We start from the raw sequence: 16,128 nt of genomic DNA on the forward strand, positions 1-16,128 counted from the left end.
AGGCGGCTGCGATGGGGTGGTTCACCCGCGATGAGCCGGAGGAAGTCGTCTTCGAAGAGGTCGTAGACACGGACGGGACGATCTGGCCCGCGTACACCGACGACGACGGCGTGCTGTGGATCGACGTGGACTACGACGTCGAGGTGACGATCAACGGGGCGATCGTCGATGGACAGATCCGGGGTGCCGAGGTCGACGGCGACGGCCGGATCTGGATCGACTACGACTGACCCGCGAGGCCGGACGGCCTGTCCCGCACCCGAAGCCCGGCCTGCGGGCGCGCGTCGGATACGAGGCAGGGCGCCCGGGTCAGCGGACGTCGTTGCGGGTGCGGGAGAACATCCCGCGCTGATTGCTGGTGTTGTTGATCTGCGTGTTCTGCACGACGGGCGCCTCGTACACGTTGTTCGTGACGGCACTGCGGGCCTTGTTGATCGCGCCGCCGATCGCGGTGGCGACCATGGCGACGCCCGCGAACGGCAGGGTGACCATGAGGACGCCGTAGAGCGTGACGGAGGCCAGGCCCTGGAGTACGAGCCAGGCCCCGCAGCCGATGCCGGTGATCCCTGCGCCGACGCCGATGGAGGCCACCGCGATCCCGGCCGCCCACGCGGGCACGATCCGCTTGTCGTCCTGATGGACGGGCGGGGTGTCGCCGTACGCCGGGACCTCGGAGTGGTCGCGGAACGACGTCGGGAACTGCCGCACGGGGGTCGTCTCGGTCTGGAAGGACCGCGTGATGATCCGCTCGGCTTCGGCCTTGGCTTCGGCGTCGGTGAGCGGGCGGGTGATGTGGTCGAAGTCCACGGTGATCTCCGTTTCGGGGCAGACGCGGGGCGCCCTCCCCGCCGGATCGGCGGGGAGGGCGCAGGGGGTGGGGGAGCGGGCGGGGCTACTGCTGGTTGGCGGCGTCCTTGAGCGCGGCGGCCGTCGGGTACTGCGTCAGCGGCCGGCGGTCCTCGGAGCGGACCACCAGGCCGTTGCGGCGGCCGGTGCGCAGCAGCTCGGTGACGAGCGCGCGGGCTTCGGGGCTGGCCGCCAGGACGTCGGCGGCGTCGTCGACCAGGAGCACCAGGGGGCGGTTCATCGTCGTGTTCTCCTTCTCGTTTCAGCGGGGTCGGGCGGGGCTGGTCAGAAGCTGCTGATCCATCCGGTGAGGGAGGAGACGGCGCTGTTGATCGTGGGGGCGATGCCGGTGCTGGCGAGGAAGAAGCCGAACAGGCAGACCGCGATGCCCGGCATGATCCGCTGGTAGCCGGTGCGCACGAGGACGAAGACGATGATGCCGAGCAGGACGACCAGGGAGATCGACAGGGCCACGGGTATCGGTTTCCTTCGGTGAGTGGTGGTGGGGACGGGTCAGCTGTCGGCGCGCTGCCAGACGCCGCGCTTGACGGTCTTGGCCAGGCCCTTCGCCTTGAGCTGGGAGCAGGCGTTGCTGACGCTGGAGGGCTGGAAGCTGGGCAGCGCCTCGCGCAGGTCCTTGAGACTCATGGGTCCGTCGGCGAGCAGGTCGAGGATCTGGTCCTGGAGGCCGGGCTCCTCGCCGGGGTCGTTGGCGAGGCCGAACGGGATGTCGCCGAACGGGCCAGAGAACGGCGCCGCGGTTTCCTCGCCGTCGCTGTCGCCGTCCGGGGCCGGGGTGCCGGCCGCCGGGGTGCTGTCGTCGGTGCCGGCGAACGCCTGGGCGAGGGTGTCGCAGTCGGCGTACGGGTTGGTGTACCGCACGCCGTAGATCGCGGCCCCGGCCTGCGCGGCCTTGGCTTCGCCCTCGGTGAGCCCGTTGGCGGGTTCGTCGCCGTACAGGGCGATCAGGTCGGGGTAGACGCCGTCGACCTTCTCCGCGAAGAACGTCCTCATGAACTTCGCCCGGCCGTCGAGGAACATGTACGCCATGCCCGCCGTCGACTCGCCGTCCTCGTCGTCCGCGCCGGAGAACAGCGCCTCGATCTGCCCGTTCTCGTAGATCCGGGCGGGGATGTTCTCCATCTGGAAACCGGCCGGGGCGATGCCGTCCAGGCCCATCTCCTTGGTGGAGGAGGAGGCGGTGCGCATGAGGAACAGGGCGCCGACCTTGCCCTGCTGGCGGATCGCGTCGTCGTCACCGAGGTCCTTGAGGTGCAGGGACTGCACGGCGAGCCGGATGCCGATGCCGACCTTGCGGCCGGTCTTCTGGATGTCGGCGATGAGGTAGGCGGTGGCCTTCCGCATTGCCTCGTCCGGGTGGGACAGCAGCCGGTTGATCTCGTCCAGCGTGATGTTGATGAGCGGCCACGGCCGCCCGAGGGCGAAGTCGCCGCGGCCCATCTCGTTGGAGATCCGCTCGCGGTACTTCATGACCGCGTGCGCGGCCGTGAGCATCAGGAGCGTCTCCACCGGGCCCTTGGCGAACCAGTCGACCCTGCCCTCCGCCTCGGGCAGCGACATGCCGCCCTGGACGTCGCCGACCCAGGAGACGACGCCGGAGCGCTTCTCCGCGGCGAGGATCAGGTTCTGCAGTACGGATTTGCCCGCGCCGGTGACGCCGGCGGTGATGCCGCGCAGTGCGCCCTGGCTCGGGTCCCACAGCCGCATGCGGGCGGGCTTGCCGTCGTGGCAGACGCCGATGGTGACGCGGCCCTTGGAGTCCATCGTCAGGTCTTCGACGGTGGCCTTGCGGACCTTCATCAGCGGGTTCGTCTTGTAGATGGAGACGACGCCCTGGCGGATGCCGTCGGTCTCGATAACCAGCCGTGAGGGGTCGTCGATGCCGAAGGCGGAGCAGATCGCCGTGTGCGGAAGGTGGATCTCCTTGCCCGGAGGCGAGGCGACCAGCAGCACGATGCGGTGCGGCTCCGCCCGGTAGTCGAGCAGCTCGACACCGGGGGCAGCCTTGCCCGGGGCGCAGACCGCGGTCTCCCACAGTCCCCGGATGCCTTCGGCGACGGCTTCGACGTCCTCGGAGGTGGGGCGGGCGACCAGCCGCATCCGGCCGGGCCCGGAGCCCTGCACCGGGCGCATCTTCACGGTGCCGACCGGGAAGTCGAACGCGGCGGCCAGCTGCACCTCGGTGAAAGTGGGCACCGCCTTCCCGGCCTGGGCGACGACGACGGCCTCGAAGTCGGGCCGGTCGGCGCGGTACGGGGTGATGGACACCAGGCGGGTGCCCTCGCCCGTGGCCTGCTGCCACTTCGCGGCGAGGAACTCGGTGTACGTCAGCTCCCGGGTGGGGTCGGCCTGCGCCTGCTGCTCGCTGAGCTCCAGGACCAGGCCGGCGCTGCGGGTGAGCGGCGCCATCCAGCCCATCAGGCCCGCCCACGCGGCCGGGGCGACGACCTCCCACCAGTTGAAGCCGGGGGTGATCAGGTTCGCCACGTAGGTGCCGGCGGCCGTCAGGAACGGAATCGCCCGCTGCGCCCGGGTCAGCATGCCCAGGCCCTGGTCGGGGTCCTTCGTCTTCGCGTACAGCCAGGCCAGGGTGCCCAGTCCGATCCCGCCGGAGGCGAGGTAGGACCAGGCGCTGTCGTCCAGCTGCGGTCCGACGGCCATCCCGGCCGCCGCGAGGGCGTAGGAGGTGCGTTCGGCCAGGACGCGTCGGTAGATGACGTGGCCCGGGACGCTCTTGGTGGTGTCGACGGCCGGGGCCGCCTGGTCGATGGTGCTCAACACAGCCTCCGTATCGGGGCAGGGCGCAGCCGGGGCCGCGCCCGGCTGTCGGGTGCGGCCCCTGCTGCTGCGGGGGTGGGGTGGGTCAGCGGCGGCGGCCGGAGCGCCGGTAGAACCCGGGCTTGGCCTGGCGGACTCCGGAGCCGTTGGAAGCTTCGTAGCCGGGGCGGTACTCCCGCTCGTGCGCGCCGTTGAAGCCGCGGGCGTCGGTGTCGACGGCGTCGGCGGCGTTGACCATCTCGCCGGACGCCTCCGCGACGCCGGTGAGGGCGGTGGAGGTGTCCTCGATCATCGAGGTGAAGCGGGGCTCGACTTCGGCCTGGCCGCACATCTCCGACAGGCGCATGGCCGCATTCGCGTTGGCCTGCATGTGGGAGCGGAGCAGGTGCATGCCCTCCTTGAGGAAGAGGGCGGAGGCGGCGAGCTTGGCGGTCCGGCCCGCGAGGGCGAGGAAGCCATTGCCGTTGCTGGCGCCGCCGCCGGTGCTGCTGGCGACGCCGTTGTTCATGCCCGGGATGGCGGGGAGGTTGTCGCTCACGTGCTGATCTCCTCTCAGTTCTCGTTGTGGACGCGGGCGGCGGGTACGAGCAGGCCGGCGTCTTCGGTGGCCTGCACGAGGGGCCGGTAGGCGTCGAACATGGCGTTCTCCGCGCTCTCGGAGAGTTCCGCCGCCGTCAGGGACTTGGTGGCCATCTCGTCGGCCTTGCGGGCCAGGAGCTCCATGGACTCCGCGAGCTTCGCCATCGCAGCGCCGGTCAGGCGGCCGATGACGTTGTGCGTGGAGCGCAGGTCGGCGGCGAGTTCGTCCAGCTCGTACCGGATCTCCCGCGCCTTGGTGGAGAGCTTGTTGCAGGTCTCGTGCGCCGTGAAGCTCTGCGCGGTGAGCTCCTCGAGGACGTCGAGCGTGTCGTCGAGGGTGACCTCGGTCTCGTGCTGCGCGTCCATGTCCGCGACGCTGCCGCTGCCCCACTTCGTCAGCCAGGCGTCACTCACGCTGTTCTCCTTCGTGCTCGGGGTTCCGGCGGCGGGAGTGCTCGCGCCGGACGTCGACGGGCCGGACCCCAAGGAGTCGGCCCGCTCAACCGTGATCGGATCAGCCGGAGCGGACACCGCCGTCGCCATGCCCATCGCCTCGAACGGCGACAGGCGCGGCGCGCCGGTGCCCGGCACCGTGCCGCCGCCCGGCGGGGCCGGGGCGGCGGTGACTCCGGCGACCGCAGCGGCAGGTGCCGGTGCAGCTGCCGGAGGGCCAGCCGGGCCCGGTGTCGGGGGCGGCGTGGTCGGGCCGGTCGTCGGCGCCGGGCGAGGCCCGGGGACCGTGGTGGTGCGCATCCGGGCGCGCTTGCGGGCCCGCGCCTTGGCCGTGGACCAGGGCGTGCGGCGGGTCGGCGCGGCCGCGGCCGGGCCGGCCGGTGCCTTCGTGGCGGGCCCGGCGGGTGTGGTGCTGCCGGGCTTGGGGGTCTTGGTCTTCAGGCCGGTCTTCTTCTTCGGCTTCCTGACCTTGACCTTCGTGACGATGGGCGGGCCCATCTTCTTGCGGCGGCGCTTGAGCCGCTTCTCAAGCGTCTCGTTCACCGCCTCGCCGAAGGTGGTCCGGCCCCGCGCTGCGGACTTCATCGCCCCCAGGACCTTGCGGCTGTACTCCTTCTGGAAGCGCCGGCACTTGCGGCAGCGGCAGCCGTACTTGTCGGTCGCCGCGAACGTGCCGTGCGCGATGCCGGGCGTGAGCGTGATCTTCTTGCCCTTGCGGGACTTCCCGCCCGGCGTCTTGGGCACCGAGGCCGGGCCGGTCCCGCCCTTGCCGGTGCGGGTCTTGCCCTTCTTCCCGCCGCCGCGCTTGCTGCCGGGCGCCGTGGTGCCCGCGCCGCTGCTGCCCTTCCCCTTCGGCTTCGTCTTGGGGCCGGTGCCAGAGGTGGTGGTGCCGGGCTTCTTGCGCAGGATCCCGGACGGGCCGGTCGTACCGCGCGGCGACTTCTTCGTGCCGCTCTTGGGGCCGGTGCCCGTGCCCTTGCCTGTGCCCTTCGAGCTGGTGGTTCCGGGCGTCGTCTTCCTGCCCGTCCCCGTGCCCTTGGTGGTGGGGCCGGTCGTCTTGCCGGTGCCCGTCCCGGAGCCCGGTCCGCGCTTCTTGCCCGGACCGCCGGACGAACCGCCGGCCCCGGTCCCGCTGCCGGGACCGCGCTTGCGGTTCGTGGTGGAGCCGCCACCGGAGCCGGACCCGCCGCCGCCGTTGGGGGAGCGCTTGCGCCCGCCACCACCACCGCCGCCGCTGCCCGGTCCCTTGCCGCCGCCCGAACCCCCGGAGCCGCCGGACCCGGAGGAGCCGGGGCCGCGGTTCTTCTTGAGGTTCACGCCGCCGCCCTGCGAGGTGCGGCGCAGCGGGGTGACTCCGGAGCCGCCCTTGCCGCCGCCGGAGCCGGAGTTGGAGCGGCCGGGACCGGAGCCACCGCCGCCGCGCCCGCCCCGGGAGCCGCCGCCGGAACCGCTGGGCGAGCGGGTCGTCGACCCGCCGCGCCCCCGGCCTCCCGAGCCGCTGTACGAGCCGCTGCCGCCACGTCCGGACCTGCCCGGACCGGAGCCGCCGGAGCGGCCTCCCGGGCCGCCAGGACCGCGCTGGAGGGTCTTGCGGCCGTACTCGTGGCTGGGCTGCACCTGCTTCTTCGAACTGCCCCCGGAGGAGCCGTCCTTGGCGGTGCTTGCGGTCTTCGCGACCGCTTCGCGCTGCTCCCGGTTGGCCCGGCCCGTCGCGACGGCGTGGTGGATGCCGCGCATGGCCGCCAGGGAGACCGCGAGGATCGCGGCCAGGGACAGCGATCCCAGGCGCGGCGCGGCGGGCTGCGCCCCCTCCGAGCGGAAGGTCGCCGGGACCATCCCGCCCCCCGTCGCGGGTGCCGTCGCGGGGGTCGCGGCGGGGTCCGTGGCAGCGGTGAACGGGGTGCCGAGACCGGGCTCGGGAAGGGTCGCGATGACGCCCATCGGGTCGGTTCGCGTCGCGGGTGCAAACGCTTCGGGCGTGGCCGGGGAGGCGTCTGCGGGGGCGGCGAACGGCACGTCGGCCGGGGCCGAAGCAGGGGGTTCCGCGGGGGGTTCAGCAGAGGCCGTGTAGCCCACGCGGGGGAAGTGGATCAGGTTGTTCGGGCCGTCGTCGTCGGCCATGACGTCTCCCTCTCGGAGTTGACAGACGGTCACCGCCTGGGGCACCCTCGCGCGCGCACGCCACGCGCGCGCCTTGGGGTGCTCCGGGCGGCGAGGAAGAGGCGGTGATGAAGAAGAACTTCGTCACCCTCCGTTGTTCTTGTAGAAGTCGTGCAGCGCCTTGGTGAGCGCGGGCCACACGTTGGGCTTCCCGTCGCGTTCGGCCTGGCGTGCCAGGGTCCGGCACGCGTCGTACCAGACCCCGGCCCGCTCCTGGTCGCTCTGCGCCTCCGCGATCCGCGCGTTCCAGTGCTTCGCGCGGTTTTGCGTCTGCCGAGGCGTCGTCACCCCTGCTCTCCCTTCGGGAAGTAGTCGTTGATCGTGCTGGTCGGCCGCTCACCACCGGCCGCCATCGGCCACTGGTTCCAGGGGTTGTCCGGGGCCACGAACTCCGCCGGCCTCGCCTGCGGGACCGCGCCCGGGACCTGCTCCTGGGGGGTGTTGAGCGCGGTCACCGTCTTGTTCAGCGAGCTCGCGACGGCCGCGCCGACGGCGGCCTGGCGGCCGTTCTTGCGCTCCAGCTTCTTGGCCTCCGCGACCGCCCTGCGCTGCGGGAGCTCCAGGACCTCGTTGACGTAGGTCGCGTACAGGGCCTCCGCCTTGCTCGCGGCCTCGCCGGACGCCTTCTGCATGGCCCTGAGCTGCCGCGACACCTTCCAGGCGCGGATCTTCTTGGCCATCCAGCGGTCGCCCTCGATGGGCGTCTGCTCCAGGCGCCGGCGCACGATGTCGGCGATCTGCCCGTACTGCTGGGCGTCGCGAACGTGCTGGTCGCGGACGGTGGCGGTGAAGGCCCGGAGGCCCTCATCCGTGAACAGTGCGTTGATATCCATGAGGTGGGGATCTCCTTCTCGGGGCGGGGGCGATCTGGGAGGCTTTGTGGTGGCGTTTCGGCGCCTTCACCGCGCTCCCGAGGCGCTGACTTCGTCTCGGGGGCCGGTGGAACCGTCGAAACTGCGGTTCGTGCAGGTCACTGCTCCGGGCGGTATCCGCCGGCGAGCAGCTCGGCTGCCTCCTGGCGGTACTCGGAGGCGGTGCCGGGGGAGGTGACCGCCAGCTCGTGCTGGATGTCGGCCAGGGGAAGCCGGTCGGCGTCGCCGCCGACCGCGAGGATCATCCGGGCGACCCTGCGGACCGCCCGCTCGCGCGGCTTGAGCTTCGCGACGTCCTCGGCTTCGACCGCGCGCCGCTCGATTTCGGCAGCGGCCCGGCGCGTTTCGGCAGCAGCCCGCTCGACTTCGGCGGCCTCCTTCTGGGAGCGCGCGATGTCGGCGAGAGCGTCCGCCTGGCGGCGGTCCTCCTCAGCCTTCTTGCGGTTGGCTTCGGCAGTGGCGCGCCGCGTTTCGGCAGCAGCCCGCTCCGTTTCGGCAGCGACCCGATCGGCTTCGGCAGCGGCCTTGCGGGCTTCGGCGATGGTCCGGGTCTCGACCGCCTGGGCCTCAGCCGCGGCGACCCTGTCGGCCTCCGCCGCGAGCTTCCGCTTCTCGGCTGCCTGGCGCTCCAGCTCGGCTGCGCGCAGGTCCGCTTCCGCCTCTGCCTCGCGCTCCTGGGCCTCTTTGCGGGCCGCCTCCGCCTCGCGGGTGCGGGCTTCGGCGATCACCGCGTTGTCGAGGGCCTGCTCCTCCAGCTCAGCGGCCCGCTCTGCGGCGCTGACCTGGGCACGAGCGTGAGCGCGGGCCTGGCCGGTCTGGCCGTCGATCTCGGCACGGACCGTCTCGACCTCGCCCTTGGCACGCAGGCGCTCGGACTCGGCCTTGGACTTGGCGACCTCGCTGCGGGTCTCCGCGTCCAGGCGCCGCCGCTCGGCTTCCTCCTCACGCTCCTGAGCTGCCTGTTCCTGCTCATCGGGCATGGCCAGGGCCTGGGCGACGGTGTAGCCGTACGGGGCCATCTTCATCGGCAGCAGCTCATCCTCGCTGGCCTTGGAGATGTCGCCGCCCTCGTACTTGCGCTTGAGCCACTGCTCGTAGGCGATGAGCTCTTGGTCGCGGCGGATCATCTCCGGGTAGGAGGTGACGCCCCACAGCCGCATCCGGCGGAAGATCCGGGCCGTCGCGACGGGGGCGAGCACCCACCGCAGCCACGGGATCGAGTCGCGTTCGGCCTGGTCGGGCCGGACGATGCGGTCGATCGCGGTACGCCCGAGCTCCACCACCGTGATGAAGAGGATCGGGACGACGCCGTGGGCGCCGGCGGCGACGTAGTCCAGCAGCTTCCAGGCCCCTTCCGGGGCGCCGGAGGCGGCGTTGAGGACGACGGTCGCGCTGGTCAGCAGCCACACCGGGTAGCGAATCCAGCTGATGGGCCGCTTGAGCCAGGCCATCAGGAGGTCGACGGCGATCATGACCATGATGCCGACGTCGACGCCGACCGCGAACAGCTGGCCCTTGCCGAGCGACTCGAAGCGGAGCTGCTCGAACGCGAAGACCGCGACGTGCTCGAAGGACAGGTACAGGCCGATGCCCGCGAGCACGAGCGCGGCGGCCACGATCGCACCGGCCGCCCACTTCTGGGTTCCGGTCAGTGGGCCCGGGGAGTGCTTCGTTCCGGTTCCGCTTTCCGTCTCCGAAACGAACTCAGCCGCGTCCGAAACGGTGCCGGGTGTCTGCGAAACCGGCGTGGACGTTCCCGAAACGGCGGCCGGTGAAGCCGAGTCGGAGTCGGGTTCAGCCGCGGTACGCGGCCAGTCGGTGATGGTCATGGGGGCCTCCGGAGGGGGTCGTTCAGGGCGTACGCGAAACGGCGGGGGCTGCTCCCGAAACGCGGTGAGGCGTTCCCGAAGCGGCTCTTGGTGCGGATGGTTGCTTGCGAACCGGACACCGGCTCTACCCGCTCCGCACGCACGAAAAGGACCGGCGGCCCGGGGGGCGGGCGGCCGTACTCGCGAAGTGCTGCGGGGCGGTCTCGAAACTGGGAACGGCTCCCGCCGGGCGGGCGCGAAGTCAGCTCGTAGGGAGCTGCGCGCCGTGGCGCCGGAGGTCGTCGGTGGTGATGCCGTAGATCCGGCACTTGTCGATCAGCGGCTTGAGCGCGGTGCCGCCAGCGAGCGCCTCGGGCGATCCCACGCCGAACAGCTTCTCGGTGTTCAGCAGGTCGTTGATCGCGGTCGCGGTGCGGGCGGCGTGCCGCTCGACACGACCCTCGCCCACCCACTCCTCCGCGATGACGTGGAGGGTGGTGCGCCAACTGCCGCTGTAGTCCTCCGGGTCGATCGGCGGGATGTCGCTGCCGAAGATCGCGAACGCGGCGGCCCTGGCGGCGGCTTCCGTGCCGGGCTGGAGCGTCATCGTCGTGGCCATGGGGGCCTCCCTCGACTGTCGGTCCGGGCTGTCCGGCTCCCCGTCACCGCCCGTCCCGGCCGCCGTGGTGCAGCGGTCGGTGCGAGCGGATCAGGCAACCGTCAGAACGGATCAGGCAGCGCGGCGGGTGGCCCGGCGCTTCATGCGGCGGCGCTCGGGCTCGGACAGCCCGCCCCACACACCGGCGGTCTCGCCCCGCTCCAGGGCGCCCTGGAGGCAGCTCTCCATCAGCGGGCAGCGACGGCAGACAGCCTTGGCCTCCTCGACCTGGAGCAGGGCCGGACCGGTGTCGCCGATCGGGAAGAACAGCTCGGGGTCCTCGTCGGCACAGGCCGGGCGGGGCCGCGTGGCGGGCGCGTCGGTGGAGACGGCGCCGTAGTACGGGGTGCGTACGATGGAGCGGTTCATCAGGGCCTCCCAGAAGGTCCAGTGCAGGAGATAGCCCCGGGGCGGCCACCCTGGGGCTGTTCTGTGTCGGCGGCCGTACGGCCGGAGCGGGGGAGCTCCCGGCGCTCTCCGCCGGCCCCGGCCGGGAAGGCACGGGGACGACGGGCAGGGCCGGGGTCAGCGCTGCTGGTTGGGCTGGCCTGTCATCGGCGGTTGGCTTCCGAGCGCTGGTTCTGCTCCCGGTTCTTCTGCGAGAGCGCCTCGCGTTCGGCGTCGGTGAGGCTGGTGATCACGCCGCCACCTCCCAACCGGCCTGCACCGGGGTCAGGTTGGGCAGGAGCGCCAGGACGACGTCGACGCGGGCGGCGTCCTCGGGCTCGTAGCCCTTGGAGTCGTCCTCGCGCTCGATGTCGTCGATGACTCCGGCCCGCGGCTGCGCCGTGGTGCGTGTCATGCTGTGCTGCATCAGGTCCTCCAGTCAGGTCCTGGACAGCTCCCGGGCCGCAATCCCAAGGGCTGTCGCGATCACTCCCCAATTGGGGAGCTGACTGCTTGTACGAGCAGCCAAGGCCCCGGCCACCCCTGCGAGGGGGTGGCCGGGGCCTTGGTCGTTCGTCCGGAGCGGGTCAGCTCGCGCGGCGTCCGGGGGTCAGCTTCTTGAGCGGCACCCGCGGCGCACCGAGCGGCGCGTCACCGTCGGGCAGCTGCGCGCGGCGGGTGTCGGCGTCGCGGACGGCGGACTCGGTCGACGCCCACTTCATCTCGCGCAGCAGCCACATCGGGCGGCCGTCACCGTGCTCGTCATCCGCCGGTGCCTGCTTCTGCGCGGCGATCTGGCTGACAGCCGGGGCGATGGCGACCTTCGGCTTGCGCAGCACGGTGGTCTTGCGGCGGTGTCCGGTCTCCGCGTGACCGTCCTCCAGGCGCTCCTGCCACTTCTTCACCGTGACGTCGACCGTGACCAGACGGTTGCTGCCCAGGCGGCATCGGACGGCGGCGTCCTTGTTCGCAAGGCCGGTGTCGTGCGGCACGACCTTGGTCGTCTTGTTTCCGAGGCCGGTGATCGGCACCCACGTGCCGCAGTCGGGGCAGACCAGCGAGGCGCAGGCGGGGCGCAGGTCGTACTGGTGAGGCTTGAGGGTGGAGAGGGCCAGCGCGGGGCGGGCGCTAACGGTGGTGGAGCGGGTCCGGCTCCGGCGGGTGCGGGCGGTGCGCTCAAGGGTCGAAGTAGACATCCGGACTCCTCATGGACGGAGTGGCAGGGAACGCGTCGCGAATGTGCTCTCTGCCCTCCAGGCCGCACGGCACGAGGCCGGCGTCCCGTAGGACAGACAGCGCACAGCGCTGCGACGTGCACGCAGTTGTCGCGGCCGTCAGGCTCCGGAGGAGTTCGATGGTGCTCTCGCGCCCTCGGATTCCCAGCAAGCTGGGGAGGACTACTCCGGCCACCCCGAGGGGCGGACGACTACTGCGGTGGTTCGACTACTCGGTGTTCCGTGAGGGTCACCGTCTTACCTACATCAGGTTGCCTCAGGTACCCTCAGGTGTCAAGCGGTATAGTGAGGCACCTAGACGAGAAAGAAGGAGGCGACATGCCAGGGCAACCGAGGGCCGACAACCGGCCGCCGTACGCGCGCATCGCGGGTCACTACCGCGACCTCATTGGTTCCGGGGAGCTCGCGCCGGGCCACCTGCTGCCCAGCATCCGGGCCCTGGCAGACCAGTGGAACGTCAGCACTGCGACGGCCGACCGCGCCATGAAGCTGCTGCGAGACGAGAAGCTGGTCAACGGCATCCCGGGCGTCGGCACCGAAGTCATGGCCCGTCCCGTGTCGCTCGCCTCGGGGTCCGAACGTCATGACCGCAGCAGCAAGACGAAGTCGTCGTGGGGCGTGGGCGAGAAGTCCTCCGGCCACACCGCTGGCATGGTGCCGGCCCCCGAGGACGTCGCGCATGTGCTCGGCATCGACCCTGGTGACGACGTGATTCGTCGGAGCCGCGTCTACCGGGACGCTCACGGGATCGTCTCCCACTCAACGTCCTGGATCCCGGCGGAGTTCGCCCAGGTGCTGCCGGAGCTCGCGCGCAGCGAGCGCCTCAAGGGCGGACTGTCGCTGGATCTCATCGCCGACGCCACCGGTCGGCAGGTCGAGCAGCGCATAGACGAGGAAACCGCTCGCATCGCCACGAAGGAGGACCTGGAGCTCCTGGAGCTGGATGCCGAAACCGTCGCGGCGATCCTGGTGCTGACCGCCAGGTTCCTGGACGTCGACGGCCAACTCCTCGAGTACGGCGTAGATCTGGGTGCTCCTGGCCGCACGCGGCGCACCACGTCCGAGGTGCTGCGGTGAACACCAACGACACCGTCCTTCTGGACGACTCCCTCATCAACTGCCTCGAGGCACGCCTCGGTGAGCTCCTTCGAGCTGAGCGCGCCGACACCCTGACTCTGGAAGGACGATTCGAGATCAGCCGCATCTCCGCAGCCCTGTCCGGCCGGCCGGGGCCTGCGCCCCGCGCAATCCTCATGACCGGCCTGCAGGGTGCTGGCAAAACGACCCTCGCCCGCGCCTTGGAGGAGGCCGGTTTCCGGCGTCTCTGCCCAGATGAGGAGATGTTCCGCCGCTACGGACACTACGGTCGCGACTTTCCCCGCGGGGAGTTCCGTGTCCGGGAGGCGCCCGTCCTCAAGGACATCGGCCTGGAGGTACAGCAGCTCCTGGCGGCCGGACACGAGGTCGTGGTCGACCACGGATTCTGGACGCGGGAAGAGCGTGCCTTGTGGGCGGCGACCGTCATGGAAGCCGGCGGCGAGCCCGTGCTGATCTACCTGCCCGCACCTCACGAGGTGCGCTGGGACCGGATCCGAAAGCGCAACGCGAAGTCGTTGGTCGACCCGAACAGCATCTCGTTCAGCGAGGACGACCTGCTTCGACATGCGAACCGCTTCGAGGCGCCCACCGCGGATGAGCCGCACATCGTCTACGACGGAGACCCGAGCGCCACGTTGGCGGCGGTGAACCGTGCTCTGCCTCGTCCCGACGGCGGCCACCATTGAGTACCTCCCAGTCACCTCACGGAGCGCTTCCGTTACATGACGGTGCTCAAAGGCAGGCGCTGCGCCTAGTGACGAGTGCTGGTGACATCTGGAATGTCACCGCCACTTGTCACCTCCGCGCGATCAAGGCGCCGTGCCATGCTCGGCCGCAGAAGGGCCAGCCTCCGCTCCGCGGGCATCACTTCGGCGGTGCGCAGGCTGCGCCGCCGGACCGTACGGGGAAGGGGAACGGCGATGGATGAGCGTCCTGACTGGGCACGCCGGATGGTTGAAGAGCGTGCGGCGCGCGACTGGTCGCAGGCCGACGCGGTACGCGCGCTGATGGTCCGGCTCCCCGAGGACCAGGTCGTGAGCGAGCAGGACCTGCTCCGGCAGTGGAAGCGCTGGGAGGCCGGCGACGCCCAGCCGGTGAAGTACAGGTCGGCCATCGCGCAGACCTTCGGGACGACGACCGGCGCCTTCTTCCCCGAGCGGTCCCGTCGTGACGGGCGTGCGGAAATCTTGCAGGTCAGCGGCATGGACACCGTGGACATCATCGCGCGGCTGCGGGCGTCCGACGTCGACGTCGCCACGCTGGATGCCCTGCGGATCACAGCGGACCGGCTGTGCTGCGAGTACGCATACATGCCCGCTGACCAGCTGCTTCTGGAGGGTAAGGCGTGGCTCGCCCGCGTCGTGGGCCTCCAGCACCAGCGGGTCAGCCTGGCGCAGCACCGCGAGATCATCGCGCTCGCCGGGCGGCTGTCGCTCCTGGTGGGTTGCGTCGAGTACGACTCCGGCCGGCCCCGCGATGCGGAGGCGACCCGGCAGGCCGCGCTGATGCTCGGTCAGGAAGCCGGGGAGCTGGGAGTGCAGGGGTGGGCGCATGAGATGCGTGCGTGGTTCGCGTTGACCCGGGGCGACTACCGCGGCGTCATCGCGGCCGCGGAGGCCGGCATCGCCGTGGCGCCGACGGAAAGCGTCGCCGCGCAGCTGTACGCGCAGAAAGCCAAGGCGTGGGCCCGGTTGGGCGACCGGTCGCAGACCGAAGTCGCGCTCGACAAGGGACGCCAGATCCTCGAACTTCTGCCGTACCCCGAGAACATCGAGAATCATTTCGTGGTCGACCCCGCGAAATACGACTTCTACCGCATGGACGCGCTCAGGAAGTCCGGCGAGAACCGCCTCGCGGAGCAGCTGGCCAACGAAGTCATCCGGGCGGGCACGGATTTCGACGGGACCGAGCGGTCACCCATGCGGATTGCGGAGGCCCGGGTCACGCTCGGCGTGGTCGCCGCGCGCGAGGGGGACCTGGACACCGCGCTCGCCTACGGGGAGCGGGCCCTGACCGGGGAGCGGAAGTCGCTGCCGTCGCTCGCCATGGTGGCCGCCGACCTTGGGCAGGCCCTCCAGACGCACTACGGACACGCCTCCGAAGCGCAGGAGTTCGTCACCCACCTTCGCGAACTGCGGGGTGGCCAATGAACTTCCCGTTCGGCGGGCAACTTTCTGATTACGTACCGCGTCGCGGTTGCGGCATTCCGGGCCTCTCGGACTCTGCACGAATTCGCCCCGCAAATATGTCGGGTCGTGCAGTTAGGCTGTGCCCAGCAGTGATCCAAAACGACGAGCACCCCGCGACCGGGCCTGGTCTACGGGGTGGCTCGAACGGGGCAATGCTCCGTTGGCGACGCACCTGGAATGGAGGTGATCGCGGGATGAAGGCTACCCGCACGCGCGGAACTACACGCGCCGCTACGCCGTTGATCTTCTGCGATCACGTCATCCGGGCCGTGCCCGCGCATGCTGACGCCAGCCACCGGATTCTGGGGGTTGGGATGACCTAGCCGGCCATCGGCCGCGCGCGCCAACAGAGGTGGACTCGCCATCCCCTTCGGCCTCGCGCGGCCCGTCTACCGCCTGGAACTCCAGAGCGGTCCGCTCAGGTCCCGGTCTCACCCGATCCTGAGCCGCGGCTCATCAGCCGCTCATTTCCAATCCGGCCCCTCATCAGGGCCACTGCACAACCCGCGGACCCCGGCCAAGGGGCTTCGCGGTCGTTCCGAGGCCCGGCCAAGGGCTTTCGGAACACCAGCACCAAGTCCACCGACGAAAGGAGATCCGCCTCTGGCCTTCGTACTGCCACCCACCACACGAGCCATCGAGTCGAGCCCCGACCAAGGGGCCCGTCCGCGTTGATCCATATGAAGGCTGGTATCGACATAGTGCATGAGCACCGCAGGTCTTGTCAGGTCGACCACGACCAGGCCGGTACCCCCTCTGGGGTGATTACCGCAGGTTGTGGTGTCCCCTCTGACGGGATTGTGACGTACATCACACCCCGCGACTGTCACACCGTCGGCCCCGAATCAGCTGGCCGCTTGGTCGCGGAAGGCGCGGAGGTGGCGTCGGCCGTCGCGCTGATGCACTCCGTCCGGGACGTCATCCACAACTCCGTCGGCGACGTCCTCGAGGGGGCCGTCCCGTGTGGCGGGACAGGTTCCAAGATTGTTGCCCGCCCTGCGGGAGGGGTGAGGGTGATCGGGGCTCGCCGGACTCTGTCCACAG

At 71.0% G+C, this 16,128-nt stretch carries 17 protein-coding genes; 4 read left to right on the top strand and 13 right to left on the bottom strand.

Translation table 11 applies throughout. The features are described 5' to 3' along the window. Positions 1 to 11 precede the first annotated feature (11 nt). Complete coding sequence (locus ACZ7L9_RS34920; protein ID WP_352052264.1) at positions 12 to 230, top strand: hypothetical protein; 219 nt, start codon at positions 12 to 14, stop codon at positions 228 to 230. A gap of 79 nt (positions 231 to 309) precedes the next feature. On the opposite strand, the gene ACZ7L9_RS34925 is transcribed toward ACZ7L9_RS34920, so the two are convergent. The 13 genes from ACZ7L9_RS34925 to ACZ7L9_RS34985 all read right to left on the bottom strand — a co-directional run bounded on the left by ACZ7L9_RS34925 (position 310) and on the right by ACZ7L9_RS34985 (position 11,758). After that, complete coding sequence (locus ACZ7L9_RS34925) at positions 310 to 807, bottom strand: hypothetical protein (protein ID WP_352052263.1); 498 nt, start codon at positions 805 to 807, stop codon at positions 310 to 312. Positions 808 to 892: 85 nt separating this feature from the next. Continuing rightward, complete coding sequence (locus ACZ7L9_RS34930; protein WP_471421556.1) at positions 893 to 1,087, bottom strand: hypothetical protein; 195 nt, start codon at positions 1,085 to 1,087, stop codon at positions 893 to 895. 44 nt (positions 1,088 to 1,131) lie between these two features. Then, complete coding sequence (locus ACZ7L9_RS34935) at positions 1,132 to 1,320, bottom strand: hypothetical protein (protein ID WP_362493700.1); 189 nt, start codon at positions 1,318 to 1,320, stop codon at positions 1,132 to 1,134. A 39-nt stretch (positions 1,321 to 1,359) separates the two neighbouring features. Further along, on the bottom strand, positions 1,360 to 3,645 hold the full coding sequence (locus tag ACZ7L9_RS34940; RefSeq protein WP_471421557.1) for a helix-turn-helix domain-containing protein: 2,286 nt from the start codon (positions 3,643 to 3,645) through the stop codon (positions 1,360 to 1,362). A gap of 85 nt (positions 3,646 to 3,730) precedes the next feature. Then, positions 3,731 to 4,183: a conjugal transfer protein TraB gene (locus ACZ7L9_RS34945; RefSeq protein WP_471421558.1), complete on the bottom strand. Its 453-nt coding sequence runs from the start codon at positions 4,181 to 4,183 to the stop codon at positions 3,731 to 3,733. Positions 4,184 to 4,197: 14 nt separating this feature from the next. Next, the gene (locus ACZ7L9_RS34950) at positions 4,198 to 6,798 is read right to left on the bottom strand and encodes a hypothetical protein (RefSeq protein WP_471421559.1); all 2,601 of its coding nucleotides are present in this window, start codon (positions 6,796 to 6,798) and stop codon (positions 4,198 to 4,200) included. Between the two features lie 123 nt (positions 6,799 to 6,921). Continuing rightward, on the bottom strand, positions 6,922 to 7,125 hold the full coding sequence (locus ACZ7L9_RS34955) for a hypothetical protein (protein WP_402118445.1): 204 nt from the start codon (positions 7,123 to 7,125) through the stop codon (positions 6,922 to 6,924). Further along, the gene (locus ACZ7L9_RS34960; RefSeq protein ID WP_471421560.1) at positions 7,122 to 7,670 is read right to left on the bottom strand and encodes a hypothetical protein; all 549 of its coding nucleotides are present in this window, start codon (positions 7,668 to 7,670) and stop codon (positions 7,122 to 7,124) included. Before ACZ7L9_RS34960 ends, ACZ7L9_RS34955 begins: the two co-directional genes overlap by 4 nt. Before the next feature lie 137 nt (positions 7,671 to 7,807). Further along, positions 7,808 to 9,538 (bottom strand): DUF2637 domain-containing protein, encoded by a 1,731-nt coding sequence (locus tag ACZ7L9_RS34965; RefSeq protein ID WP_471421561.1) that lies wholly within the window; start codon positions 9,536 to 9,538, stop codon positions 7,808 to 7,810. Positions 9,539 to 9,779: 241 nt separating this feature from the next. Beyond that, positions 9,780 to 10,136: a hypothetical protein gene (locus ACZ7L9_RS34970; RefSeq protein ID WP_471421562.1), complete on the bottom strand. Its 357-nt coding sequence runs from the start codon at positions 10,134 to 10,136 to the stop codon at positions 9,780 to 9,782. A 111-nt stretch (positions 10,137 to 10,247) separates the two neighbouring features. Continuing rightward, positions 10,248 to 10,544, bottom strand: coding sequence for a WhiB family transcriptional regulator (locus tag ACZ7L9_RS34975; RefSeq protein WP_352052255.1), 297 nt, complete (start codon positions 10,542 to 10,544; stop codon positions 10,248 to 10,250). Between the two features lie 268 nt (positions 10,545 to 10,812). Then, on the bottom strand, positions 10,813 to 10,977 hold the full coding sequence (locus tag ACZ7L9_RS34980; protein WP_471421563.1) for a hypothetical protein: 165 nt from the start codon (positions 10,975 to 10,977) through the stop codon (positions 10,813 to 10,815). Positions 10,978 to 11,149: 172 nt separating this feature from the next. Further along, complete coding sequence (locus ACZ7L9_RS34985) at positions 11,150 to 11,758, bottom strand: hypothetical protein (protein WP_471421564.1); 609 nt, start codon at positions 11,756 to 11,758, stop codon at positions 11,150 to 11,152. Positions 11,759 to 12,115: 357 nt separating this feature from the next. Between ACZ7L9_RS34985 and ACZ7L9_RS34990 the strand changes: the two genes are divergently transcribed. The 3 genes from ACZ7L9_RS34990 (at position 12,116) to ACZ7L9_RS35000 (ending at position 15,045) form a co-directional block, all read left to right on the top strand. Then, positions 12,116 to 12,874, top strand: coding sequence for a GntR family transcriptional regulator (locus ACZ7L9_RS34990; RefSeq protein WP_352052251.1), 759 nt, complete (start codon positions 12,116 to 12,118; stop codon positions 12,872 to 12,874). Further along, complete coding sequence (locus tag ACZ7L9_RS34995) at positions 12,871 to 13,581, top strand: P-loop nucleotide/nucleoside kinase family protein (RefSeq protein ID WP_471421565.1); 711 nt, start codon at positions 12,871 to 12,873, stop codon at positions 13,579 to 13,581. Before ACZ7L9_RS34990 ends, ACZ7L9_RS34995 begins: the two co-directional genes overlap by 4 nt. A gap of 234 nt (positions 13,582 to 13,815) precedes the next feature. Continuing rightward, positions 13,816 to 15,045 (top strand): XRE family transcriptional regulator, encoded by a 1,230-nt coding sequence (locus tag ACZ7L9_RS35000; protein WP_471421566.1) that lies wholly within the window; start codon positions 13,816 to 13,818, stop codon positions 15,043 to 15,045. Positions 15,046 to 16,128: the final 1,083 nt, after the last annotated feature.

The sequence above is a fragment of the Streptomyces sp. NPDC111516 genome (genome assembly GCF_055635345.1).